This window comes from Mycolicibacterium chitae, assembly GCF_900637205.1.
Lineage (GTDB): Bacteria > Actinomycetota > Actinomycetes > Mycobacteriales > Mycobacteriaceae > Mycobacterium > Mycobacterium chitae.
The window spans coordinates 4,420,115-4,441,956 of sequence record NZ_LR134355.1 but is presented as its reverse complement, the minus strand read 5'-3'; the positions used below and the strand labels follow the sequence as shown (position 1 = coordinate 4,441,956).

22 protein-coding genes are annotated in these 21,842 nt (G+C 70.4%); 13 read left to right on the top strand and 9 right to left on the bottom strand.

Features of this window, described 5'->3' with window-relative positions; translation table 11 throughout:
- Window positions 1-3: 3 nt before the first annotated feature.
- From EL338_RS21350 to EL338_RS21340, 3 genes are read right to left on the bottom strand one after another with little or no spacing between them, the layout of a single operon-like run.
- Window positions 4-633 (bottom strand): TetR/AcrR family transcriptional regulator, encoded by a 630-nt coding sequence (locus EL338_RS21350; RefSeq protein WP_126335570.1) that lies wholly within the window; start codon window positions 631-633, stop codon window positions 4-6.
- A gap of 16 nt (window positions 634-649) precedes the next feature.
- A complete protein-coding gene (locus tag EL338_RS21345; RefSeq protein ID WP_126335569.1) occupies window positions 650-1,561 on the bottom strand; it encodes a carbon-nitrogen hydrolase family protein in 912 nt (303 codons plus the stop codon).
- Window positions 1,562-1,567: 6 nt separating this feature from the next.
- Window positions 1,568-1,819 (bottom strand): hypothetical protein, encoded by a 252-nt coding sequence (locus EL338_RS21340; RefSeq protein WP_126335568.1) that lies wholly within the window; start codon window positions 1,817-1,819, stop codon window positions 1,568-1,570.
- A 45-nt stretch (window positions 1,820-1,864) separates the two neighbouring features.
- On the opposite strand from EL338_RS21340, the gene EL338_RS21335 reads away from it, so the two are divergent.
- On the top strand, window positions 1,865-2,065 hold the full coding sequence (locus EL338_RS21335; protein WP_126335567.1) for a hypothetical protein: 201 nt from the start codon (window positions 1,865-1,867) through the stop codon (window positions 2,063-2,065).
- Window positions 2,066-2,068: 3 nt separating this feature from the next.
- On the opposite strand, the gene EL338_RS21330 is transcribed toward EL338_RS21335, so the two are convergent.
- Window positions 2,069-3,577, bottom strand: coding sequence for a molybdopterin-dependent oxidoreductase (locus tag EL338_RS21330; RefSeq protein ID WP_126337010.1), 1,509 nt, complete (start codon window positions 3,575-3,577; stop codon window positions 2,069-2,071).
- Window positions 3,578-3,707: 130 nt separating this feature from the next.
- Here EL338_RS21330 and EL338_RS21325 point away from each other — a divergent pair, with 130 nt between their 5' ends.
- From EL338_RS21325 to EL338_RS21295, 7 genes are all read left to right on the top strand, one after another.
- The gene (locus EL338_RS21325) at window positions 3,708-4,391 is read left to right on the top strand and encodes a TetR/AcrR family transcriptional regulator (protein WP_126335566.1); all 684 of its coding nucleotides are present in this window, start codon (window positions 3,708-3,710) and stop codon (window positions 4,389-4,391) included.
- Window positions 4,388-5,260 carry an alpha/beta fold hydrolase gene (locus tag EL338_RS21320; RefSeq protein ID WP_126335565.1) on the top strand — a complete coding sequence of 291 codons (873 nt, stop codon included), beginning with the start codon at window positions 4,388-4,390 and terminating at the stop codon, window positions 5,258-5,260. Before EL338_RS21325 ends, EL338_RS21320 begins: the two co-directional genes overlap by 4 nt.
- A 97-nt stretch (window positions 5,261-5,357) precedes the next feature.
- Window positions 5,358-6,410 carry a hypothetical protein gene (locus EL338_RS21315; RefSeq protein WP_126335564.1) on the top strand — a complete coding sequence of 351 codons (1,053 nt, stop codon included), beginning with the start codon at window positions 5,358-5,360 and terminating at the stop codon, window positions 6,408-6,410.
- 163 nt (window positions 6,411-6,573) lie between these two features.
- Window positions 6,574-8,427 (top strand): molecular chaperone DnaK, encoded by a 1,854-nt coding sequence (gene dnaK / locus EL338_RS21310; RefSeq protein ID WP_126335563.1) that lies wholly within the window; start codon window positions 6,574-6,576, stop codon window positions 8,425-8,427.
- On the top strand, window positions 8,424-9,044 hold the full coding sequence (grpE, locus tag EL338_RS21305) for a nucleotide exchange factor GrpE (RefSeq protein ID WP_126335562.1): 621 nt from the start codon (window positions 8,424-8,426) through the stop codon (window positions 9,042-9,044). The genes dnaK and grpE overlap by 4 nt, the downstream gene beginning before the upstream one ends.
- 46 nt (window positions 9,045-9,090) lie before the next feature.
- Entirely contained in the window at window positions 9,091-10,269 is a 1,179-nt protein-coding gene (dnaJ, locus tag EL338_RS21300; protein ID WP_126335561.1) for a molecular chaperone DnaJ, read from the top strand.
- Between the two features lie 81 nt (window positions 10,270-10,350).
- Window positions 10,351-10,671, top strand: a complete 321-nt coding sequence (locus EL338_RS21295) for a heat shock protein transcriptional repressor HspR (protein WP_235666565.1) — start codon at window positions 10,351-10,353, stop codon at window positions 10,669-10,671.
- Window positions 10,672-10,728: 57 nt separating this feature from the next.
- Here the strand turns inward: EL338_RS21295 and EL338_RS21290 are convergent, their stop codons facing one another.
- Entirely contained in the window at window positions 10,729-11,892 is a 1,164-nt protein-coding gene (locus EL338_RS21290; RefSeq protein ID WP_126335559.1) for an FAD-binding oxidoreductase, read from the bottom strand.
- Window positions 11,893-11,903: 11 nt separating this feature from the next.
- Complete coding sequence (locus EL338_RS21285) at window positions 11,904-12,890, bottom strand: ABC transporter permease (RefSeq protein WP_126335558.1); 987 nt, start codon at window positions 12,888-12,890, stop codon at window positions 11,904-11,906.
- Window positions 12,891-12,989: 99 nt separating this feature from the next.
- Here EL338_RS21285 and EL338_RS21280 point away from each other — a divergent pair, with 99 nt between their 5' ends.
- A complete protein-coding gene (locus EL338_RS21280; protein ID WP_126335557.1) occupies window positions 12,990-13,631 on the top strand; it encodes a TetR/AcrR family transcriptional regulator in 642 nt (213 codons plus the stop codon).
- Between the two features lie 19 nt (window positions 13,632-13,650).
- Here EL338_RS21280 and EL338_RS21275 read toward each other — a convergent pair whose 3' ends face one another.
- Together EL338_RS21275 and EL338_RS21270 are read right to left on the bottom strand one after the other, a co-directional pair.
- Window positions 13,651-14,292: a CYTH domain-containing protein gene (locus EL338_RS21275; protein WP_126335556.1), complete on the bottom strand. Its 642-nt coding sequence runs from the start codon at window positions 14,290-14,292 to the stop codon at window positions 13,651-13,653.
- Between the two features lie 48 nt (window positions 14,293-14,340).
- Window positions 14,341-15,009 carry a GAP family protein gene (locus tag EL338_RS21270; RefSeq protein WP_126335555.1) on the bottom strand — a complete coding sequence of 223 codons (669 nt, stop codon included), beginning with the start codon at window positions 15,007-15,009 and terminating at the stop codon, window positions 14,341-14,343.
- A 148-nt stretch (window positions 15,010-15,157) separates the two neighbouring features.
- Between EL338_RS21270 and clpB the strand changes: the two genes are divergently transcribed.
- The 4 genes from clpB (at window position 15,158) to EL338_RS21250 (ending at window position 19,996) form a co-directional block, all read left to right on the top strand.
- Window positions 15,158-17,704 carry an ATP-dependent chaperone ClpB gene (clpB, locus tag EL338_RS21265; RefSeq protein WP_126335554.1) on the top strand — a complete coding sequence of 849 codons (2,547 nt, stop codon included), beginning with the start codon at window positions 15,158-15,160 and terminating at the stop codon, window positions 17,702-17,704.
- Window positions 17,705-17,854: 150 nt separating this feature from the next.
- Window positions 17,855-18,628, top strand: coding sequence for a trehalose monomycolate transport factor TtfA (ttfA, locus tag EL338_RS21260; RefSeq protein WP_126335553.1), 774 nt, complete (start codon window positions 17,855-17,857; stop codon window positions 18,626-18,628).
- Window positions 18,629-18,639: 11 nt separating this feature from the next.
- Window positions 18,640-19,203: an orotate phosphoribosyltransferase gene (pyrE, locus tag EL338_RS21255; protein WP_126335552.1), complete on the top strand. Its 564-nt coding sequence runs from the start codon at window positions 18,640-18,642 to the stop codon at window positions 19,201-19,203.
- Window positions 19,196-19,996 carry a hypothetical protein gene (locus EL338_RS21250; RefSeq protein WP_126335551.1) on the top strand — a complete coding sequence of 267 codons (801 nt, stop codon included), beginning with the start codon at window positions 19,196-19,198 and terminating at the stop codon, window positions 19,994-19,996. Before pyrE ends, EL338_RS21250 begins: the two co-directional genes overlap by 8 nt.
- On the opposite strand, the gene EL338_RS21245 is transcribed toward EL338_RS21250, so the two are convergent.
- Window positions 19,985-21,841, bottom strand: coding sequence for a putative bifunctional diguanylate cyclase/phosphodiesterase (locus EL338_RS21245; RefSeq protein WP_126335550.1), 1,857 nt, complete (start codon window positions 21,839-21,841; stop codon window positions 19,985-19,987). The genes EL338_RS21250 and EL338_RS21245 overlap by 12 nt on opposite strands.
- Window position 21,842: the final 1 nt, after the last annotated feature.

Below are 21,842 nucleotides of genomic sequence, written 5' to 3'. Positions count from 1 at the left end.
GCGTCAAGGGTTGGATTTCGCGGCGGCGTACAACGGCAATCGGGCGCCGCCCTCCCAGCACATGACGGTCAGGTGCTCGACGAGTTCGGGTCGCGACATGGTGCCGGTGCGCTGCCACCAGGCGCTCGCCACCGCGACGGCGCCGATCATCGCGTGCGCCCACGGCGCGGCGGCCGCCGGATCTGATTGTTGGGCAGCCAAATTCGCCACCAACATCTGCTCGGTGATGGCGGCGAGCTGGTCGAAAAGGCCGTCTGCCTGCTCGCCGGCCAGCGGCTGGGCGCCGAGCGCGCGGTACAGGTTCGGCTCGTCCTCGACCCACTCGCACACGGCGTCGATGAAGGTCGACAGTCGCTGCCGTTCACTGGCGTCCTCGGGGACCCGGGCGGCGACGGTAGTGAGGATGGCGGCGGCGTGCCTGCCGCTCAACGCCGCGAACAGTGCCGCCCGGTTCGGGAAGATCGCGTACACCACCGACCGTGCGTAACCGGCCTGGTCGGCGACCTCGCGCAGGCCCACCCGGGGCCCGCCGGTGCGGATCGCGCGCTCGGCGGCGTCGAGCAACTCCTCGCGGCGCACGGCCGCATCCACTCCCGGCCCGGCCGGTCGTCCCGGACGTCGACGCGCACTCATTGCTCGATAGTAGAAGTCACCTGTGGCGGCGGTACCACCGTCGGCCGTGCCAGCGCTGGTAGTGCCAGACCGCCGAGGCGAGCCAACCGCGCGAATGCAGCCAGAACGTCGACGGTACGGCCCGCGTGGGTTCGGTTGCCCCCGGCTCGATCTCGGCCAGCACGACACCCTCGCCCTCGCTGCGGTGCCGGCGCGCCAGCACCGTGCCGTCGGCCGCGGCGATCAGGGTGGCACCCTCGAGGTATCCGCGATAGGCCACCGGCAACCACGGCATCGGGCACTCGAGGTCGCCCGCGTGCCCGGCGTGGACCACCGGCGCGCCGACGTAACAACCGAACTGCGCCGCGGCCTTCTCGGCGGTGGCGGCATTGCGCCGCTCGAGCCGGTCGAACACTGCGCGCGGCGGCCATCCGGGGATCGACCACCAGCCCGACCCCGTCATCACCACGTCGACCCGGCCCCGCAACCGGCGCGCGGTCTGGGTGCGCATCAGCTCCCAGCAGACCGCGGCGCCCACGCGCAGGTCCCCGGCTGCCAGCACGCCGTCGTCGTGGCCGCCGATGTAGAAGGCGTTCTCCCACATGGTCGGCAGGTCCTTGTCGTGGCGGCCCACCACACCGGTCGGGTCCGCCAACAGGTAGGCGTTGCGCACCTCGCCATCAGGGTCGCGGCACAGGAACGAACCGCCCACCAGCGCCCCGTGGCGCGCCGCCAGCCGGATCAGCAACTCGGTGGCCGGCCCGTCCGGCGGCAACACGGCCTCGGCGATGGCCTCCAGGAAGCCGATACCGCTGGGGAAGAACTCGGGCAACGCGATGATCTTGGCGCCCGCGGCCCCGGCCTCGTCGGCCAGGCGCTCGCAGGCCGCGAGGTTGGCCTCGACGTCGCCGGGGATCGCGACCAGTTGGACCGCCGCCGCCAGCACCACGGCGGCCTACTGCGGCGGCAGCAGCGGTTCCCGGCACACGTTGGCCACCGGGTCCCACCACCAGCCGTTGTCGCACGCCAGCGGGGTCGTCGCGACCGGCGGGCGGCACATGTTGGCCACCGGGTCCCACCAGCCGTTCTCGCAGTTGGGCACGACCGGCATGGCCGAGCCGACGGCCGGTGCCACCACGGCGGTGAAGGCCAGCGGGGCGAAGGCGGCGACCGCGGTGATGGCCGCGCGTTGCAATGTCTTCCTCATGGTGTCCTCCTCGGAGTTCACCTTAAGCCGCCGTACCATCGCGATATGAGACGGGTTTTCGTCGCCACCGGAGCGCTCGGAGTGCTCGTGGCGTTCTTCGGGGTGATCTGGGCGTTGCAGGGTTTCGGTGTGCTCCAGGGCAGCCCGATGAGCAACACCACCACGTGGTCGGTGATCGGCCCGATCACGGCGCTGATCGGCGTGGCGGTCGCGGTGGTCAGCTGGCGCAAGCTGTCCCGGAAGTAGGGCTCACCCCGCGGTCACGCTGAATTCCACGGTGTGCCAACCGGTCGCCCCGTCGGGAACGGTCCCCACTTCTTCGGGGGTTTGGGTGGCGCCGGTGTTGTCGGTGGCCCGCACCGTCAGGGTGTGCCGGCCGGGTTGGGTTGCGCGCCAAGGGAAGCTCCACAGCCGCCAGGTCTGATCCGAATAGGCGGCGCCGAGTTGCGCCGGGCGCCAGGGGCCGTCGTCCACCTGGACCTCCACGGCGCGCACGCCCCGGTTCTGCGCCCAGGCGACACCGCCGAAGGTGACCGGCCCGACGGGCACCTCCTGCCCGCTTCGGGGCACGTCGATGCGGGATTGGGTCTTGACGGGCGCGCGCGGCGCCCACCCCTGCCGCGTCCAATACGCCTGCGCCCGGTCGAACCGCGTCACCTCGAGGTCGACCACCCACTTGGTGGCCGACACGTAGCCGTACAGCCCGGGCACCACCAGCCGCGCCGGGTAGCCGTGTTCGAGGGGCAGCGGCTCGCCGTTGAGGCCGACGGCCAGCAGCGCGTCCCGGCCGTCGGTGAGTGCCTCGACCGGCGTGCCCGCGGTGAAGCCGTCGACCGAGGTGGACAGCACCATGTCGGCGTCGCGGTGCACGCCGGCGGCGGCCAGCAGGTCCGACACCCGGTAGCCGGTCCACATTCCCGTCGAAATCAGCTCGCCGCCAACGGGATTGGATACGCAGGTCAGCGTCACCGCCGCCCCGACGACCTCGAACTCGGCGAGATCGGCGAAGTCGTAGACCCTCTCGCGGTCCACCATGCCGTGCACGCGCAGCCGCCACGCATCGCGGGACAGTTGCGGGACCGTGAGCGCGGTGTCGACGCGAAAGAAGTCGGCGCTCGGGGTGAGGAAACGCGGCAGCGCGACGTCGTCCGGCGTCACCTCGGCCGGAATCGGCGGCGCCGGTACGGCCGGTCGCGGGATGGTGGACGCGGCGCGATCGCCGGCCACCGAGGCGGCCCACCGGGTCGCCAGGCTGCCGACCACGCCCGCGGCGGCGCCGGCCGCGAGCAGGCCCACGGTGATCAGCGTGGCCCGTCGGCCGGCGTCCGGTTCGTCGCGGTCGGCCCCGGGTGCCCGCTCGAAGCGCCGGATCAGGAACCGCAGGGTTAGCACGCCGCACAGTGCGCCCACGGCCGCGGGCACGGCATCGAGGGCCGTGGCGCCCGGCCGGGACAGCACCGCGGCGGCGCCGAGGACGCCCGCGAGCGCGAGGATCAGGCTGCCGACCGGACGCCGCCGGGTCTCCAGCGAGCCGGCGATCGCGGCCACGGTCGCGATCCCCACGAGCACCGCGACCGACAGGAAGAGCTTGCCGCCGCTGCCCAGGGTCTGCAGCAGCCCATCCCGGATCGGGTCCGGCGTCAGGTCGATGACGCTCGCGCCCACCGCGATGCGGGCGTCGGCCGTTGCGCCGCGCGGAACCGCGGCCAGCTGGGCCACGCCCAGTGCGACCGCGGCGGCCGCCACCCCGCCGAGCATCGGCAGATTCGACGGTGGGGGCGCAGGGTCGGCCACCGTCCTCAACCTAGTCGCGCCGCCGGGATGCGGGGCCGTGTTACGGTCGTAGTGACCATAAAGAGTAATTTGGTCACTACGAAAGGGTGGCGCGATGCCCCGGCCTCGAATACCCGACCGACGGGAGCGGCTGCTTACCGCGGCGCGTGAGCTGGCGCTGGACAACGGCTGGCCGGCCACCACCGTGTCCGACATCGCCGCCCGCGCCGGCGTCGGCAAAGGCGCCGTCTACCTCGAATTCCCCGACAAGGCGGCAATCCTGGCGGCCGTACTGAACCGCAGCATGCGGGGCCTGACCGCCGCCGTCCAGCGCCGGGTGCGCGCCGCGACCGACGTGGTCGACCTGCCCGCGGTCTACCGGTTCGGCGTCGAGGCCCTGCTCGGCGATCCGCTGATGCGCGCGCTCTACCTCGGGGACGAGGCCGTCCTGGGCGACCACGTCCGGTCCGTCACCGACGGCCGCTATCAGCAGCGGTTCGACTGGCTGATCGACTACATCGCCGCGCTGCAGGAGGCCGGCGTGATCGACCCCGAGGTCGCCACGGAGCCGCTGGTGCGCATGCTCAGCGTCTTCACCATCGGCCTGTTGCACGCGCCGGGCACCCTCGGGGCCACCACCGACGATCAACTCCGCGAGACCGTCGGGCTGTTCGCGGATCTCGTCGGCCGGGGTCTGGCCACCCAGGCGCCACCGGACGCCGCAGCCGCCCGGCGCGCGCAACTGGCCCTGCTCGACCACCTCGATGCCCAACTCGACCACCTGGAGGAGATCCCGTGAGCTCGCCCTTCGACACCTGCACCGACCTGACCATCTGCGGCGGACCCGTGCGTCTCTACCGCGCCGGTGACACCGGACCGCCCCTGCTCCTGCTGCACGGCGCCATGCTCGACACCGGGCAGGGGGTGTGGCGCGACGTCGTCGGCCCGCTCGCCGTCGACCATCGGGTCCACGTCATCGACCTGCCGCGACACGGCGGCAGCCGGCCGTGGAAGGGCCTCCTCGACGACGCGTTCTATCGCCGCTTCCTGCTCGAACTCCTCGACCGGCTCGAGCTGCCCCGGGTCGCGCTGCTGGGCCTGTCCATGGGCGGCGGCGTGGCCGTCGGCTTCGCGCTGGACCACCCCGACCGCGTCAGCGCCCTGGTGCCGATCGGGCCCGGCGGAATCGGACGTCGACGTCCGTACCAGTTCTTCACCTGGGCGACGATGCGCGTCCCGGGCCTGCTGCGGCTGTGCAGCTGGATCCTGGCCCGATTCCCGGGCTACCTGCGCTCGGCGATGGCGACGCAGTTGACTGCCGGTACCGCCACCCCCGGCTTCGACCGCATCATCGCGCTCGCGGTCGCCGAGGCTCGGGCCAAGAACCAGCACGGGGAGAAGGCGCTCGATGACTGGCAGATCGAGTCCTACGGTCCCCGCGCCATGCGCCTCGACCACACTCCCGAACTACACCGGCTGCGGGCGCCGACGCTGTGGGTGCGCGGCGCCAACGATGAGCTGGTCGGCGCCGCGGAGATCGCTGCCGCGCACGCGGCGACCCCCGATTCCCGGTACCTCACGATCGCCGACGCCGGCCACATCGTCACTTATGACCAGCCCGAGGAGTTCGTCGACCGGGTCCGCGAGTTCCTGGCCGAGGTGCTCTAGGGGGCTCGGTCATCCTCTACGCCGAGGTCTCTGGTCACCACAGGTGGCTGCAGACCTCGGCGTAGGCGGCACGGGGCTCATGGCAGAGTGCGACGGTATGGACGACCTACCGGTGTACTCGCTGCTGGAGGCTCCCGAGCACGGGCAGGGTTTCAGCACGCTGCGTATTGCCTTGTCCACCAATGAAACAGAACCGCACGGGTTCGCCGCGGGCGAGCAGGTGGCGGTGGTGGCCAGGCGCAACGTCAGCCTCGCCTCGGTCGTCGACGGGCTGGCGTGTACCCATCACCGCATCGAGATCGACAACCCACCGGCGCGTGCCGGGCTGCTGACCATCAGGGTGACACCGAAGGTCCCGCCGCACGCCTGGCAACAGATCGCAGTGCTGCCGGTGCGGGCGTGCCATGAGCTCCTGGCGCGCCACCCCGATCGGGGGGCGACGACGGTTCCGGTGCGGCGTCAGGAACCGGGGCGGCGAAAGGTGCGCTACCGCCCCATGCGCCCGGCTGGTGTGTCCGGGCCGGCGCCCGTGCGCGCGCCACAACCGGTGTCCAAACCGGCCGGTCCCGGCCTGTGGACTCGGCTGCGTGACTTTCTGAGTGTCCCGGCCCCCGCCCCGGCGCCACCTTCTGGGGCCGGCGTCGCCGAATTGCTGTGGCAGGCCGCGCTCACCGAGCACAATCGCGTCCTGACCGCCTACCTGGCTTACGAGATGGACCCCGAACTCGTCCTGCTCTACCCGGGTGTCACCGACGTAACCGTCCCGGCCGCCGCCGCGTATCACGACGCGGCGGCGCGGGCCGGTGCGCTGCGCACCGAACATGGTCCGTCCGGGGTGGAGCACGCCGAGAGCTATCACGGCGCGGTGGCGGAGTTGGCTCGGCTGTGGCGGGACTGCGAGGCGACCGGGCGTCGGCTCGGGCACTCGCATCTGTCGGAGCAGCAGGGTGCTGACCTGGACAAGGCCGTGAAACTGATCCGGCATGCGCGCGCATCGCACACCGATTTCGAACGGGCCAGCTATCTGGACCGGGCGCAGTCGCTGATCGGGGATTTCCTGGCGGAGTCCTCGCTGCGGGTGAGCCCGGCCGCGCGGGCGCAGCTGGAAAATCTGGCGGCGGCGCGCGCGTTGACCCGCGGGAATTCCTGATCATCGTCGCCGCCGGGAACAAATCCCGAACCCCCGCCGTTGGGCCTACTGACAAACTTGAGCGAATCAGACTCAACTATGAGTTGACAGCACGCCGGTCGACGGAGCAGTCTTGAGCGAGGTTCACTCAGATCCTATTGAAGCTATACAGGAGGCAGTAACTATGGCTCGTGCGGTCGGAATCGACCTCGGGACCACCAACTCCGTCGTCTCGGTGCTGGAGGGTGGCGACCCCGTCGTCGTAGCCAACTCCGAAGGCTCCCGTACCACCCCGTCGGTCGTGGCGTTTGCGCGCAACGGCGAGGTGCTGGTCGGTCAGCCCGCGAAGAACCAGGCGGTCACCAACGTCGACCGGACCATCCGTTCGGTCAAGCGGCACATGGGTACCGACTGGAGCATCGAGATCGATGGCAAGAACTACACCCCCCAGGAAATCAGCGCCCGCGTGCTGATGAAGCTCAAGCGTGACGCGGAGGCCTACCTGGGCGAGGACATCACCGACGCGGTGATCACCGTTCCCGCGTACTTCAACGACGCCCAGCGTCAGGCCACCAAGGAAGCCGGCCAGATCGCCGGCATGAACGTGCTGCGCATCGTCAACGAGCCCACCGCGGCCGCGTTGGCCTACGGCCTGGACAAGGGCAGCAAGGAACAGACCATCCTGGTCTTCGACCTCGGCGGCGGCACGTTCGACGTCTCGCTGCTGGAGATCGGTGACGGGGTCGTCGAGGTGCGCGCCACCTCCGGCGACAACCACCTGGGCGGCGACGACTGGGACGACCGGATCGTCGAGTGGCTGGTCGAGAAGTTCAAGGCCACCTCGGGCATCGACCTGACCAAGGACAAGATGGCCATGCAGCGGCTGCGTGAGGCCGCCGAGAAGGCCAAGATCGAGCTGTCGAGCTCGCAGAGCACCTCGATCAACCTGCCCTACATCACCGTCGACGCGGACAAGAACCCGCTGTTCCTCGACGAGCAGCTGACCCGCGCGGAGTTCCAGAAGATCACCCAGGATCTGCTGGACCGCACCCGCAAGCCGTTCCAGCAGGTGATCAAGGACGCCGGCGGTTCGGTCTCCGAGGTCGACCACGTGGTCCTGGTCGGCGGCTCGACCCGGATGCCCGCGGTCACCGAGCTGGTCAAGGAGATGACCGGCGGCAAGGAGCCCAACAAGGGTGTCAACCCCGACGAGGTCGTCGCCGTGGGCGCCGCCCTGCAGGCCGGTGTGCTCAAGGGCGAGGTGAAGGACGTCCTGCTGCTCGACGTCACCCCGCTGTCGCTGGGTATCGAGACCAAGGGTGGCGTGATGACCAAGCTCATCGAGCGCAACACCACCATCCCGACCAAGCGCTCGGAGACCTTCACCACGGCCGACGACAACCAGCCGTCGGTGCAGATCCAGGTGTATCAGGGTGAGCGCGAGATCGCGGCGCACAACAAGATGCTCGGCTCCTTCGAGCTGACCGGTATCCCGCCGGCCCCGCGCGGTGTCCCGCAGATCGAGGTCACCTTCGACATCGACGCCAACGGCATCGTGCACGTCACCGCCAAGGACAAGGGCACCGGCAAGGAGAACACGATCAAGATCCAGGAAGGCTCCGGCCTGTCCAAGGAGGAGATCGACCGGATGATCAAGGACGCCGAGGCGCACGCCGAGGAGGACCGCACCCGGCGCGAGGAGGCCGACGTGCGCAACCAGGCCGAGTCGCTGGTCTACCAGACGGAGAAGTTCGTCACCGAGCAGCGCAGCGCCGAAGGTGGGTCGAAGATCCCCGAGGAGACCCTCGGCAAGGTCGACGCCGCGATCGCCGACGCCAAGTCGGCGCTGGCCGGTACCGACATCTCCGCGATCAAGACCGCAATGGAGAAGCTCGGCGAGGAATCGCAGAGCCTGGGCCAGGCGATCTACGAGGCAACGCAGGCCGAGCAGGCCGCCGGCGGCGCCGGCGGGTCCGCCCCGTCGGACGACGATGTCGTCGACGCCGAGGTTGTCGAGGATGACCAGGAGCGCAAGTGAGTCAGAACGATCCGCACGAGCCGGTGACCGTCACCGACAAACGGCGCATCGATCCCGACACCGGTGAGGTTCGCGAGGCGACCGCCGGCCCGGCCCCCGAGGGGTCGGAGCCGGCGGAGCCCGCAGGCACCGCGGAGGAGGACAAGGCCGCCGAGCTGATCGCCGATCTGCAACGCGTCCAGGCCGACTTCGCGAACTACCGCAAGCGGGCCCTGCGCGAACAGCAGGTGGCGGCCGAACGGGCCAAGGGAGCGGTGGTCAGCCAGTTGCTGCCGCTGCTCGACGATCTCGACCGCGCCCGCAGCCACGGTGACCTGGAGTCGGGGCCGCTGAAGGCCATCTCCGACAAGCTGCTGGACACCCTGGAAGGGCTGGGCCTCAAGGGATTCGGCGACGAAGGCGACGAATTCGACCCCGAGCTGCACGAAGCGGTGCAGCATGAGGGCGACGGCTCCAACCCGGTGATCGGGACGGTCATGCGCCGCGGTTACCGGCTCGGCGAGCAGGTGCTGCGGCACGCGATGGTCGGGGTCGTCGACACCGAGGTGCAACCCGACACGGCCGAGGCCGAATCCGCACCTCCCGCAGCGGGTCCCGACGGTCCCGCAGAATCGTAGATGAGACGGACATAGAAGATGAGCACAGGTAAGGAGGTGACGCTCAGTGGCCCAGCGTGAATGGGTTGAGAAGGACTTCTACAAGGAGCTGGGCGTCTCCTCCGACGCCACCAAGGACGAGATCAAGCGCGCCGCGCGCAAGATCCTCGCCGAGAACCACCCGGACCGGAACCCGGACAATCCGAGCGCCGAGGAGCGGTACAAGGCCGCCTCCGAGGCCAAGGAAGTGCTGACCGACGACGCCAAGCGCAAGGAGTACGACGAGACCCGTCGGCTCTTCGCCGGCGGCGGGTTCGGTCGACGCTTCACCAATGGAGGCCCGGGCTTCAGCGGCTACGGCGCCGACGGTGCCGAGTTCAACCTCGGTGACCTGTTCGATGCCGCCGGGCAGACCGGCGGCACCAACATCGGTGACCTGTTCGGCGGGCTGTTCGGCCGCGGCGCCCAGCCGCGACCCAGCCGGCCGCGGCGGGGCAACGACCTCGAGACCGAGACCGAACTCGACTTCCTCGAGGCCACCAAGGGCGTGGCGATGCCGCTGCGGCTCACCAGCCCGGCGCCGTGCACCAACTGCCACGGCAGCGGGGCCCGGCCGGGTACCAGCCCGAAGGTCTGCGCCAGCTGTAACGGCGCCGGCGTCGTCAACCGCAACCAGGGCGCGTTCGGGTTCTCCGAACCGTGCACCGAATGCCGCGGCAGCGGTTCCATCATCGAGCACCCGTGTGACGAATGCCGGGGGACCGGCGTCACCACCCGAACGCGCACCATCAACGTGCGCATCCCCCCGGGTGTCGAAGACGGGCAACGCATTCGGCTCGCGGGCCAAGGTGAGGCCGGGCTGCGCGGTGCGCCGTCGGGCGACCTCTACGTCACCGTGCACGTGCGCCCGGACAAGGTATTCGGCCGCGACGGCGACGACCTGACCGTCGCCGTGCCGGTCAGTTTCTCCGAGTTGGCGCTGGGCACAACGCTTTCCGTGCCGACGCTGGAGGGCAAGGTCGGCGTCCGGGTGCCGAAGGGCACCGCGGACGGACGCATCCTGCGGGTGCGCGGCCGCGGTGTGCCCAAGCGCAGCGGCGGCAACGGCGACCTGCTGGTCACCGTGAAGGTCGCGGTGCCACCCAACCTGGAGGGTGAGGCCCTCGAGGCGTTGGAGGCCTACGCCGAGGCGGAGCGCGCCAGCGGGTTCGACCCGCGGGCCGGCTGGGCAGGGAATCGGATGTGATGTCCCGTGAGCAAAGCTGACGATTCCCGCCGTAACGAATCGCGCACGTTCCTGATCTCGGTGGCCGCCGAACTGGCCGGCATGCACGCGCAGACCCTGCGCACCTATGACCGGCTGGGTCTGGTGTCGCCGCAACGGAGTTCGGGTGGCGGCCGGCGCTATTCGGAACGCGACGTGGACCTGCTGCGCGAGGTGCAGCGGTTGTCGCAGGACGAGGGCGTCAACCTGGCCGGCATCAAACGCATCATCGAGTTGACCAATCAGGTCGAGGCGCTGCAGTCCCGCGTCGCCGAGATGACCGAGGAACTCGCCGCGGTGCGGGCCGGCCAGCGCCGCGACCTCGTCAAGCCGCAGACCTCCACCGCGGTGGTGGTCTGGCAGCCGCGACAGTCGCGCCGCTGAATCAGCAGCCAGCCGCTGAATTAGCAGCCAACCGCTGAATCAGCAGCAACGGCGTCCTCAGCCGAACGGCGGGTCGTGCTGAATGCGTTCCGCCGGCGCGCCTTTGGCGATCAGGGCGGCTTTGGTGGCGTTGACCATCGCCGGGCTGCCGCTGATCAGGATCTGCCGATCGCCCCAGCCGCCGTAGCGGGTCACGACCTCCGGTAGCAGACCGCTCTGCCGGACGTGCAGCCCGCGCGGCGGCTGCACGTCCGGGTAGTCCGTGGCCCAGGGCGGGTCGGTCGAGTACTCGCTGACCGGGGTGACCGACAACCACGGGTTGTGTGCGGCGACCTGCCAGAGCGTCTGCAGGTCGTACAGCTCGCACGGGTAGCGGGCCCCGAAGAACAGGTGTACCCGCGGATTGACCCCGTAGCGGGACATGTCCATGATCAGCGCGCGCAGCGGCGCGAGCCCGGTGCTGCCGGCGATCATCAGGACGTCGCCGCCGTCGCGGTCGACTTCCAGTGCGCCGTGCGAACTCGACACCGCCCACCGGTCGCCCGGCCGGGTCTCGGCGACGACGGCGTTGCTCACCATGCCGCCCGTGACGGCGCGGACGTGGAATTCGATGCGGCCGTCGGGCTGCGCCGGGATGGCCGGCGACAGGTAGCGCCAGCGCCGCGGGCACTGGGGCACCTCGACCTTGACGTACTGGCCCGGCAGGTAATCGAGCGGGCTGTCGAGTTGCAGCCGCACCACCGCGAGGTCCCGGGACACCCGATGGTGTTCGAGGACCGTGCCGCCCCAGCGGCCCGGGCCCGGCTCGGCCTCGGCCGCGCCGCTCATGACCCCGGCGATGAAGTTGATGGCCTGGCGGGCGGCGTCGTCGAGCGCGTCGGTCCACTCGTCGGACAGGTCGCTGCTCAGCGTGGCGTACAGCGCGTGCGCCAGGGTCTCGTAATGATCCTGTGTCACACCGTATTTGCGATGATCGCGACCCAGCTGGGCCAAGAACGCCACGGGCTCCTCGGCGCGCTGCGCGATGAATTCACCGAGCACGAAGTCCAGCACCTGGCCGAACAGGGCGCGTTGGCCGGCCATGTCCGGCGGGAACAGGTCGCGCACCGGCGGGTCGATGGCGAACCAGCAGGTGTAGAACCGCCCGATCAACTCGTCGGCGTCGGGCCTGGTGACGGCGGCGTGCAGCACCGACAGCGCAGCGCGATCTTCGAGGCCCACGCTGCCCGATCTTATGCGCGCGAGCGCCGCTGCCTCACTCCAGCCGCGACAATCAGCAGCACGCCCACCGCGGCCCAGCAGCCCAGCACCACCAGCGCGGTGCCGGCCCGCGGGTCGGGGAACGAGTCGCCGAAGTAGGCGGTCGAGCGCAACAGGGTGGCATTGGCGCCCTGGGGCAGAAACTGGCCGAAGGCGCCCCATCCGCTCGGCAGCAGTTCCGGTGCGCTGTTGATGCCCGACAGCGGGTTGCCCAGCAGGATGGCGGCGGCCGCGCCGATTCCCAGGCCGACCCGCCCGAACAGCGCGCCGAGGCCGAGCAGTACCAGCCCGGTGGCGGCGATGCCGGCGAACAGTCCCGCGGTCACGCCCCAGAAGTTCTGCTCGATGGAACCGAACAGGTAGCGCAGCAGTGCGGTGACGGTCAGCGCCGCGACGGCGGCGAAGCCGAGCATGGTGGCGGTCTGTAGCCCTGGCCGCCCCGAGAACACGAGGACCAACGCGATGGCGGGCAGGAGGCCGGCCAGCGTGAGCGGCAGCGCGGCGGCGGCCAGGCCCACCCCGCGCGGGTCGGCCTCGGGTAGCGGTGCGAGATCCTCGGTGCGCAAGGGCATTCCGGCGGTCTGCGCCATCGAGTTGCCGATCTGGGTCAGGGCCTGGGCGATCATCGGACTGGCCCCGGTGGCCAGCAGCAGGGTGGGGCCGTCGGGGCCGACGGTCAGGCCACCGTAGACCTCGCGGTGGCGGATCGCGGTGGTCAGGGCGTCCCGGTCGTCGTAGGCGGTGACCGCGAAGCCCCCCGGCGCGTTGCGGGCCAGCGCCGACTCGATCTGCGCGACGGCAGGTGGCGGGCCGGCGACGCCAAGGGGGACGTCGTGGGGTTCGGACTGGGTGGCCGGCAGCGCGAACGCGACGAAGATCACCGCCAGCGCGACGGTCAGGGCCACCACGATGCCGACGGCCTGGGCGGCGGCGGGCGGACGGTGCGTTGACGTGGCCATGGGACCCCCAGGTATTCATCGGGTGTTGAAATTGCCTCGTCGAGCGTAACGCCGACGCGGGCCTGTTTTCAACACTGGATGAAATGTTACTGTCGGCGCATGCCCTCACCTGCCGAAAAGCCGCGCCGCCGCGGCCGCCGCCAGGGTGCGGCGGTCTCCCGCGAGGACGTGTTGCTGGCCGCCAAGCAGCGCTTCGCCGAGCAGGGCTATGCGGCCACCACGCTGCGTCAGGTCGCGGGCGACGCCGGGGTGGACGCCGCAATGGTGTCGTACCTGTTCGGCTCCAAGGACGGGCTGTTCCGCGAATCGATGCGGCTGATCCTCGATCCGCAGCGGCTGGCGACAGTGATCGCGCAGGCGCCGCGCACGGAACTTGGCGCGCGCTTGACCCACGCCTACCTCGGCATCTGGGAGCGCCCGGAATCAGGCGCCAGCATGGTCACCATGCTGTCCTCGGCCACCTCGAATTCTGCTGCGCACGAGGCATTTCGGGAGTTCATGCGCGACTATGTCCTGGCCGCGGTGGCCGGCGCGCTCGGCGGCGGCCCCGACACCCGGCTGCGCGCGATGCTCGCGGCCACCAATCTGGTCGGGACCGCGCTGCTGCGCTACGTGATGGCGGTCGGACCGCTGGCGGAGGTGTCGCTGGAGGAGGCCGCCGCCATGATCGGCCCCAGCGTGCAGCGCTACCTGACCGCCGATCTCGACGAACTGGGCATACCGGCGCGCTATCGCCAGTGAATCACCCGCGCCACCAGAGCTACCGGCGGTCGCTGGGCCGGTTGCCGTCGAACTGGTTCTGCCCCAGGGAGTCCAGGAAGGCGGGGCCGCGGCGGTCGAACTCGCGCAGGTAATCCTCGGCCCAGCCGGCGTACGGCTGGTAGGCCAGGTACTCGTTGCGGAAGCGGTCGTCGTCGGAAAGCTCGGTGGCGCAGAACGCCGGGATCTCCAGGTCGACGACGGGCCCGCCCCGTTCGACCTCGGCCAGCACCAGCGGGGCGTTGCCGCCCAGGAACCGGTCGACGACCCAGCCGTCCTCGCCCAGCCACACCGAGTACCGGATCTTGGCCACCACGTGTTCGGCCCGGCGCACGATCTCGGAGGCCACCAGCGCGTCGATTTCGCGCTCGGCCTCGTACCGGGTGCCGCCGACGGCGGGGCCCTTGGTGGTGACGGTGCCGATCGAGTCCTCGCCGAGGGCCGTCGCGAGTTCGCCCGGGGCGGTGCCCATCTCGGTCGGGGCGGCGCCCTGGACGCGGACCCGCACGGCGTAGCCGTCGGCGGCGAACAGGTAGGCCTGCACGATCAGCGCGGGCGAGGGGTCGGCGGCGACCACGGCGGGCAACTCGCGAACGAAGAACTTGCGCTCGAACTCGAAATCTCCGGCACCGGTATCGGACATGACTAAACGTTAGCCCAGCTCAGCACCGTCGTGCCGGGACCGCCACGCTCACAGGCCGTGAATTCCTTTGTAGAGCACCAGCAGGCCGATGACGATCAGGATCGCGGCCATCAGCGTCGCGTGCTGGCGTTCCATCCAGTCCTTGAGCCGGGCCAGCGGCTGGGTGAGTCGGTCGCCAGAGGCGGCGTAGGCCAGGATCGGTAGGGCCACCGTGCTGCCGGCCACCGCGACGAAGTAGGCCACCGCGGCCCACACCTGCGGCTGCCCGATGCCGGCCGTGCCGATCGCCAGACCGGCGGCGATGCAGATGAACAGCACCTTGGGGTTGGCCACGACCAGCGCCGCCGCGGTCACCAGGGCGCGCGCCGGGGTCAGGCTGCCGAGCTTGCGCATCCAGGCCGGCGAATGTTCGGACTTCTTGCGGTTGGCCCAGCGGTAGAGGCCGAACACGGTCAGCAGCGCGCCGATCACGATGCGCAGCCAGGACGCCCACGACGGCGGCTTGTCCAGGTTGCCGAGCAGATCGGAGACCGCGACGAAGATCGAGGTCAGCGCCCCCAGGCCCAGCAGCCAGCCGGCGGCGAACGCCAGCGCGGTCGGCCGCGGCCGGGCCGTGTGCAGGGTCAGCACCGCCGGGATGATGCTCAGCGGGGACAGCGCGATCACCAGGGCCAACGGGATGAGTTCGGCGAGCGCAGAACCGAAGCTGGGACTCACCCGCTCAACTTAGCCGGGTCCGGTCCCGCGTGCGCCCAAAAAAAGATAGAGTTGAGCGGAACAGACTCAACCTTGACTGCGTTGATGGATAGGACAAGCATTTATCGGGCCACCTGCTGGCCCCTTCTACAGAAAGAGTGGAGGTGTCGTGGACTCGTTCAACCCGACCACGAAGACCCAGGCGGCGCTGACCGCGGCCCTGCAGGCGGCTACCGCCGCGGGGAACCCGCAGATCACCCCCGCCCATTTGTTGATGGCACTGCTCACCCAGAACGACGGGATCGCCGCGCCGTTGCTGGAGGCGGTCGGAGTTGATCCCGCGACCATTCGGGTCGGGGCGCAACGCGAACTCGACCGGCTGCCCAGCGCCAGCGGCGCCAACACCAGCCCGCAGCTGTCCCCGGAGTCGCTGTCGGCGATCACCGTCGCGCAGCAACTGGCCACCGAGATGGACGACGAGTACGTCTCCACCGAGCATCTGCTGGTCGGCCTGGCCACCGGCACCGGTGACGTCGCCAAGCTGCTGACCGAACACGGCGCCTCGCCCGACGCGCTGCGCGAGGCGTTCGTCAAGGTGCGCGGCAGCGCCCGGGTCACCAGCCCGGACCCCGAGGGCAGCTACCAGGCGCTGGAGAAGTACTCCACCGACCTGACCGCGCGCGCCCGCGAGGGCAAGCTGGACCCGGTCATCGGGCGGGACACCGAGATCCGCCGCGTCATCCAGGTGCTGAGTCGTCGCACCAAGAACAACCCGGTGCTCATCGGTGAACCCGGCGTCGGCAAGACCGCCATCGTCGAGGGCCTGGCCCAGCGCATCGTCGCCGGCGACGTGCCGGAGAGCCTGCGCGACAAGACCGTCATCGGCCTGGACCTCGGCTCCATGGTGGCCGGCGCCAAGTACCGCGGCGAGTTCGAGGAGCGGCTCAAGGCCGTCCTGGACGACATCAAGAACTCGGCCGGTCAGGTCATCACGTTCATCGACGAGTTGCACACCATCGTCGGCGCCGGTGCCACCGGCGAGGGCGCGATGGACGCCGGCAACATGATCAAGCCGATGCTGGCCCGCGGTGAGCTGCGGCTGGTCGGCGCGACCACGCTCGACGAGTACCGCAAGTACATCGAGAAGGACGCCGCGCTGGAACGCCGGTTCCAGCAGGTCTACGTCGGGGAGCCGACGGTGGAGGACACCGTGGGCATCCTGCGCGGCCTCAAGGACCGCTACGAGGTGCACCACGGCGTGCGCATCACCGACTCCGCGCTGGTGGCCGCGGCCACGCTCAGTGACCGCTACATCACCTCGCGCTTCCTGCCGGACAAGGCCATCGACCTGGTCGACGAGGCCGCCTCGCGGCTGCGGATGGAGATCGACTCCCGGCCCGTCGAGATCGACGAGGTCGAACGCGTCGTGCGTCGCCTCGAGATCGAGGAGATGGCGCTCGCCAAGGAAGAGGACGAGGCGTCCAAGGAGCGGCTGGAGAAGCTGCGCTCGGAGCTGGCCGACAAGAAGGAGCAGTTGGCCGAGCTGACCACCCGCTGGCAGAACGAGAAGAACGCCATCGACATCGTCCGCGAGCTCAAGGAACAGCTCGACGGGCTGCGCGGCGAGTCCGACCGGGCCGAACGCGACGGCGACCTCGCGCGCGCCGCAGAGCTGCGCTACGGCCGGATCCCGGAACTCGAGAAGCAACTCGACGCCGCGTTGCCGGCCGCCGAGGCCCGCGAGAACGTGATGCTCAAGGAGGAGGTCGGACCCGACGACGTCGCCGACGTGGTGTCCGCCTGGACCGGTATCCCGGCCGGCCGGATGATGGAGGGCGAGACCGCCAAGCTGCTCCGGATGGAGGACGAGCTGGGCAAGCGCGTCGTCGGGCAGCGCGCCCCGGTGGCCGCGGTCTCCGATGCGGTGCGGCGCAGCCGGGCCGGCGTCGCCGACCCGAACCGGCCCACCGGCTCGTTCCTGTTCCTGGGCCCCACCGGCGTCGGTAAGACCGAGCTGGCCAAGGCGCTCGCGGAATTCCTGTTCGACGACGAACACGCGATGACCCGCATCGACATGAGCGAGTACGGCGAGAAGCACTCGGTGGCCCGCCTGGTCGGTGCGCCCCCGGGCTACATCGGCTACGACCAGGGCGGTCAGCTGACCGAGGCGGTGCGCCGTCGGCCCTACACGGTGGTGCTGTTCGACGAGGTCGAAAAGGCCCACCCGGACGTGTTCGACGTGCTGCTGCAGGTCCTCGACGAGGGCCGGCTGACCGACGGACAGGGCCGCACCGTGGACTTCCGCAACACGATCCTGATCCTGACCTCGAACCTGGGGTCGGGCGGGACCGAGGAGCAGGTCATGGCGGCCGTGCGCGCGGCGTTCAAGCCGGAGTTCATCAACCGGCTCGACGACGTGCTCATCTTCGACGGGCTCAACCCGGAGGAACTGGTCCACATCGTCGACATCCAGCTGGCGGCGCTGCAGAAGCGGCTGGCGCAGCGGCGACTCACCCTCGAGGTGTCGCTGCCGGCCAAGCAGTGGCTGGCCGAGCGCGGGTTCGACCCGCTCTACGGTGCCCGGCCGCTGCGCCGGTTGGTGCAGAAGGCGATCGGTGACCAGCTGGCCAAGATGCTGCTGGCCGGTCAGGTGCACGACGGTGACACCGTGCCGGTCAACGTCAGCCCGGACGGCGACGGCCTGATCCTCGGCTGATCCGATCGCGGCGAGCGGGCCCGGAATCGCGCCAAAACGCCCCACGGCGTGCGATGCTGGGCCTGCTCGCCGTCCTGCCGCGCGGTGTGTGACGGGGTTGTGACCCGCGGTCTTTCTCTGATCGGCCGGCGAGCAGATAGGCTAGGTGTAATGGTCCCGCTCTGGTTCACGCTGTCCGCACTCTGTTTCACGGGTGCGGCGGTGCTGCTGTACGTCGACAACGATCGGCGTCGTGGGCTCGGTCGTCGTCGGAAGTCCTGGGCGCGTTCGCACGGCTTCGACTACGAACCCGAGTCCACCGATGTGCTCCACCGCTGGAAGCGCGGGGTGATGTCCACCGTCGGTGATGTCACCGCCCGCAACGTGGTGCTCGGCCAAATCCGTGGTGAAGCCGTCTTCATCTTCGATCTCGACGACGTGTCCACCGTCATCGCGCTGCACCGCAAGGTCGGCACGAGCGTCGTGATGGACCTGCGGCTCAAGGGCATCAAGGAGCCCCGCGAGAGCGATATCTGGCTGCTCGGCGCCATCGGGCCCCGGATGGTCTATTCGACCAACCTGGACGCCGCGCGGCGCGCGTGTGACCGCCGCATGGTGACCTTCGCCCACACCGCCCCGGACTGCGCCGAGATCATGTGGAACGAGGAGAACTGGACGCTGGTCTCCATGCCGATCTCGAGCACCCGGGCCCAGTGGGACGAGGGGTTGCGCACCGTCCGGCAGTTCAACGACCTGTTGCGGGTGCTGCCGCCGACCGCGCAGCGCGCCATCGCCGCGCCCCGGCGCAACGCGGCCCCCGGCCGGCCGCTGGCCGCGCCCGTGCGCGCCGAGGCGCCGCCGGCCCGACCCCCGGCCCCGGCCCAGCCGGCCCGCCGTCCGGCGCCGCCGCGCAATGTCAGGCAAGCTCCCCACTTCCAGCGATAGCCCGATAATCCGTGCCGCTCACCCCTGAACTCACGGCGACCGACCGCGCCGAATTGGCCGCCCTGGTCCGCCAACTCTCCGTTGTCCGCGGCCGCGTCGTGCTGTCCTCGGGCAAGGAGTCCGACTACTACGTCGATCTGCGCCGGGCCACGCTGCAACACCGGGCCTCGCGCCTGATCGGCTCGCTGATGCGCGAACTCACCGCCGACTGGGACTACGCCGCCGTCGGCGGGCTGACCCTGGGTGCCGACCCGGTGGCCACCGCCGTCATGCACGCCGAGGGCCGGCCGGTGGACGCGTTCGTGGTGCGCAAGTCCGCGAAAACCCATGGCATGCAGCGCCTCATCGAGGGCTTCGACGTCGAGGGGCAGCGCGTGCTGGTCGTCGAGGACACCAGCACCACCGGCGCCTCCCCGTTGACCGCCGTGCGGGCCGTCCGGGAAAAGGGCGGCGAGGTGGTCGGGGTGGCCACCGTCGTCGATCGCGCCACGGGTGCCGCCGAGATCATCGAGGCCGAGGGGCTGCCGTACCGCAGCGTGCTCGGCCTGGACGATCTCGGGCTTGCCGATGGCTGACAAGCACCGCCGCCGCAGGCCCCCGGAACCCGAACCGCAGGACGAATTCGAGGGCATCGACTGGGACGACACCGTCGACGTCGTGTGTGTCGGTATGGGCGTGGCGGCCACGGCGGCCGCGCTGGCCGCGGTCCGACTCGGCCTGACGGTGCTGCGGGCCGCGCCCGCCGCGGTCCACGACGAGCCGACCGCCGAGTACCTGCGCCAGGTCACCGACGACATTGTGGTCGACGACACCGTCACCGACGACATTGTGGTCGAGGGCATCGTGCCCGCCGAGTTCGAGGCCGACGTCCTGCCGCTGCGCCGCGTCGAGGGTCCCGTGCCGCACCGCGAGGAATTCGCCAAGGGGGCAGTGTCTTTCGACGGTGCCGCACTGCGGACCTGGGCCGCTCAGTGCCTGCCCGCCGGCGGCGGCGTGCTGTCGACGGCGGTCGCCGACCCGAACCGGACCACCGTGTCGGTCGGGGTCGTGGACCGGCTATCGGAGTCCGGCACGGTGGCCGACTGGGTGGCCGAGCGGGCGCGCGAACAGGATGTGCCGCTGGTGCCCGTCGAGAATCTCGCGCATCTGGTGTTCGACGACGGCCGCGTGTCCGGCGTCGCGCTGACGACGGATGTCGGGGTCGAGTTGGTCCGCGCGCGCCACACCGTGGTCCTCGCCCTGCGCGACGACGCCGTGCTGTCCTGGCCGCCGATCGGCGACGGCGCCGAGATGGCGTTCGTGACGCGGGCGGCCAGCCGGTTCGGGCGGTTGGAGTTGTTGGTGCGGGACGATTCGCTACCGCGGTAGCGGTTCTGCCGTGCTGAACGGCAACTCGATATGGCCCTGGGCCAGTAGTCTTTCCATCGCCATGCCCTCGAGCGGCACCGACAGCAGATAGCCCTGGGCCCGGTAGCAGCGGTGCGCGGCCAGGGTCTGGGCGGCGGCGACCGTCTCCACCCCCTCGGCCACCAGGCCGAGCCCGAACGCCTCGGCGAGCGCGATGATGGCGCGCACGATGGCCAGGTCGCCGGCGCTGGAACCGAGGTCGCGGACAAAGCTGCGGTCGATCTTGAGGGTGTCCACGGGCAGCGACTTCAGATGCGACAACACGCTGTAGCCGGTGCCGAAGTCGTCGATGGCGATCTGGACGCCGACCTCCTTGAGGGCCGCCAGGGTCACGCGGGCCGCGTCGATGTCCTGCACCACCAGGGACTCGGTGATCTCGAGGCACACCGAGTCCCCCGAGAGGCCGAACTCGTCGAGGATCTCCGCGACCCGGTCGGCGAACCCGTCGGCAACCAGCTGCACCGGGGAGACGTTCACCCGCAGCACGGCGTCGGGACCCACGCCGCGCGCGCGCCAGTCGCTGAACTCGGTGCAGGCGCGGCGCAGCACCCAGCGGCCCAATTCGCCGGCCAGGTTGATGGATTCGGCCACCCCGATGAACGAATCCGGGAACAGCAACCCCCGGGTCGGGTGCTGCCAGCGCACCAACGCTTCGGCGGCCAGCACCTCCCCGGTGCGCATGTCGACCTCGGGCAGGTAGTGCAGCACCAGCGCGTCGCTCTCGATGACACTCTGCAGGTGCAGTTCGACGTCGTTGCGCAGTGCCGTGCGCATCGCCATGTTCTCGGTGAAGACGCGAACCGCGTTGCCGCCGGTGTCCTTGGCCTCCAGCACCGCCTGATCGGCGCGGCGCAGCAGGTCCGAGACCGAGTGCCGCCCCGGATCGCCTACGGCCACACCGACACTGACCGTCCGGGCCAGCATCTCGCCGTCCACGGCGACGCGTTCGCTCAGCGCGGCGTGCAGTCGGTCGGCCAGCACCTCGGCCTCGGCGGCGCTGCACGCCGTCCTGGGTACCACCACGAATTCGTCGCCGCCGAGACGCGCGATCAGGCAGTCCGCCGAGGCGGTCTCCTCCCGCAGCCGCTGCGCCGAGACGCGGATGAACTCGTCGCCGGCGGTGTGCCCGAGGTAGTCGTTGACGGCCTTGAGCCGGTCGAGATCCAGGAACAGCACCGCCACCGGCCCGGGGCGGCCCGCGGCCAGTCGGTCCTCGAGGTGGGCGACCAGCGCGCGGCGGTTGTACACCCCGGTCAGGTCGTCGTGCTCGGCCAGGTAGCGCAGTTGATCCTCGGCCTTGATCCGGGCCTGGACCTGAGCGAACAGCGAACCGATGGCCTCCAGCGCGTTGAGTTCGGCCGAACTCCATTCGCGATCACCGAATTTGACGAAACCCAGCACCCCGGTGGTGACGTCGCCGGAGACCAGCGGCGCCGCCGCCATGGAGCTGTGCGGAACGCCGCCGCCGCCCTCGATGGTCTGCTGGTACTCGCCGGTGGCCGGCTCGGGCCGGAACACCTGCGGCTTCTTGCCGTGCTCGGAGATCGCGAACACCGGATCGGCGTCGGCGAAGTAGATCACCTTCAACGGGTCAGGGTCCGGGACCACCGGCCGCACCGGCCACTCGGCGACCAGGATGGACGCCTTGAGGTCGTGGTCGTTGCTGCGCAGGAAGCTCACGTCGACGTGGAAGTGCTCCACCAGATCCGCCAGGATCGGCTGGATGACGGCGACGGCGTTGGCCGCTTCGACCGCCATCAGCCGGGTGGCCACCGAGGTCACCACCACGTCGAGGCTCCGGGCCATC

Bases quoted from the DNA above. Each gene is read 5' to 3' on its own strand.
- EL338_RS21350 (WP_126335570.1), bottom strand. From the start codon at position 633: ATGAGTGCGCGTCGACGTCCGGGACGACCGGCCGGGCCGGGAGTGGAT.
- EL338_RS21340 (WP_126335568.1), bottom strand. From the start codon at position 1,819: ATGAGGAAGACATTGCAACGCGCGGCCATCACCGCGGTCGCCGCCTTC.
- EL338_RS21335 (WP_126335567.1), top strand. From the start codon at position 1,865: ATGAGACGGGTTTTCGTCGCCACCGGAGCGCTCGGAGTGCTCGTGGCG.
- EL338_RS21330 (WP_126337010.1), bottom strand. From the start codon at position 3,577: ATGCTCGGCGGGGTGGCGGCCGCCGCGGTCGCACTGGGCGTGGCCCAG.
- EL338_RS21325 (WP_126335566.1), top strand. From the start codon at position 3,708: ATGCCCCGGCCTCGAATACCCGACCGACGGGAGCGGCTGCTTACCGCG.
- EL338_RS21315 (WP_126335564.1), top strand. From the start codon at position 5,358: ATGGACGACCTACCGGTGTACTCGCTGCTGGAGGCTCCCGAGCACGGG.
- dnaK (WP_126335563.1), top strand. From the start codon at position 6,574: ATGGCTCGTGCGGTCGGAATCGACCTCGGGACCACCAACTCCGTCGTC.
- EL338_RS21295 (WP_235666565.1), top strand. From the start codon at position 10,351: ATGCACGCGCAGACCCTGCGCACCTATGACCGGCTGGGTCTGGTGTCG.
- EL338_RS21285 (WP_126335558.1), bottom strand. From the start codon at position 12,890: ATGGCCACGTCAACGCACCGTCCGCCCGCCGCCGCCCAGGCCGTCGGC.
- EL338_RS21280 (WP_126335557.1), top strand. From the start codon at position 12,990: ATGCCCTCACCTGCCGAAAAGCCGCGCCGCCGCGGCCGCCGCCAGGGT.
- EL338_RS21275 (WP_126335556.1), bottom strand. From the start codon at position 14,292: ATGTCCGATACCGGTGCCGGAGATTTCGAGTTCGAGCGCAAGTTCTTC.
- ttfA (WP_126335553.1), top strand. From the start codon at position 17,855: ATGGTCCCGCTCTGGTTCACGCTGTCCGCACTCTGTTTCACGGGTGCG.
- EL338_RS21250 (WP_126335551.1), top strand. From the start codon at position 19,196: ATGGCTGACAAGCACCGCCGCCGCAGGCCCCCGGAACCCGAACCGCAG.
- EL338_RS21245 (WP_126335550.1), bottom strand. From the start codon at position 21,841: ATGGCCCGGAGCCTCGACGTGGTGGTGACCTCGGTGGCCACCCGGCTG.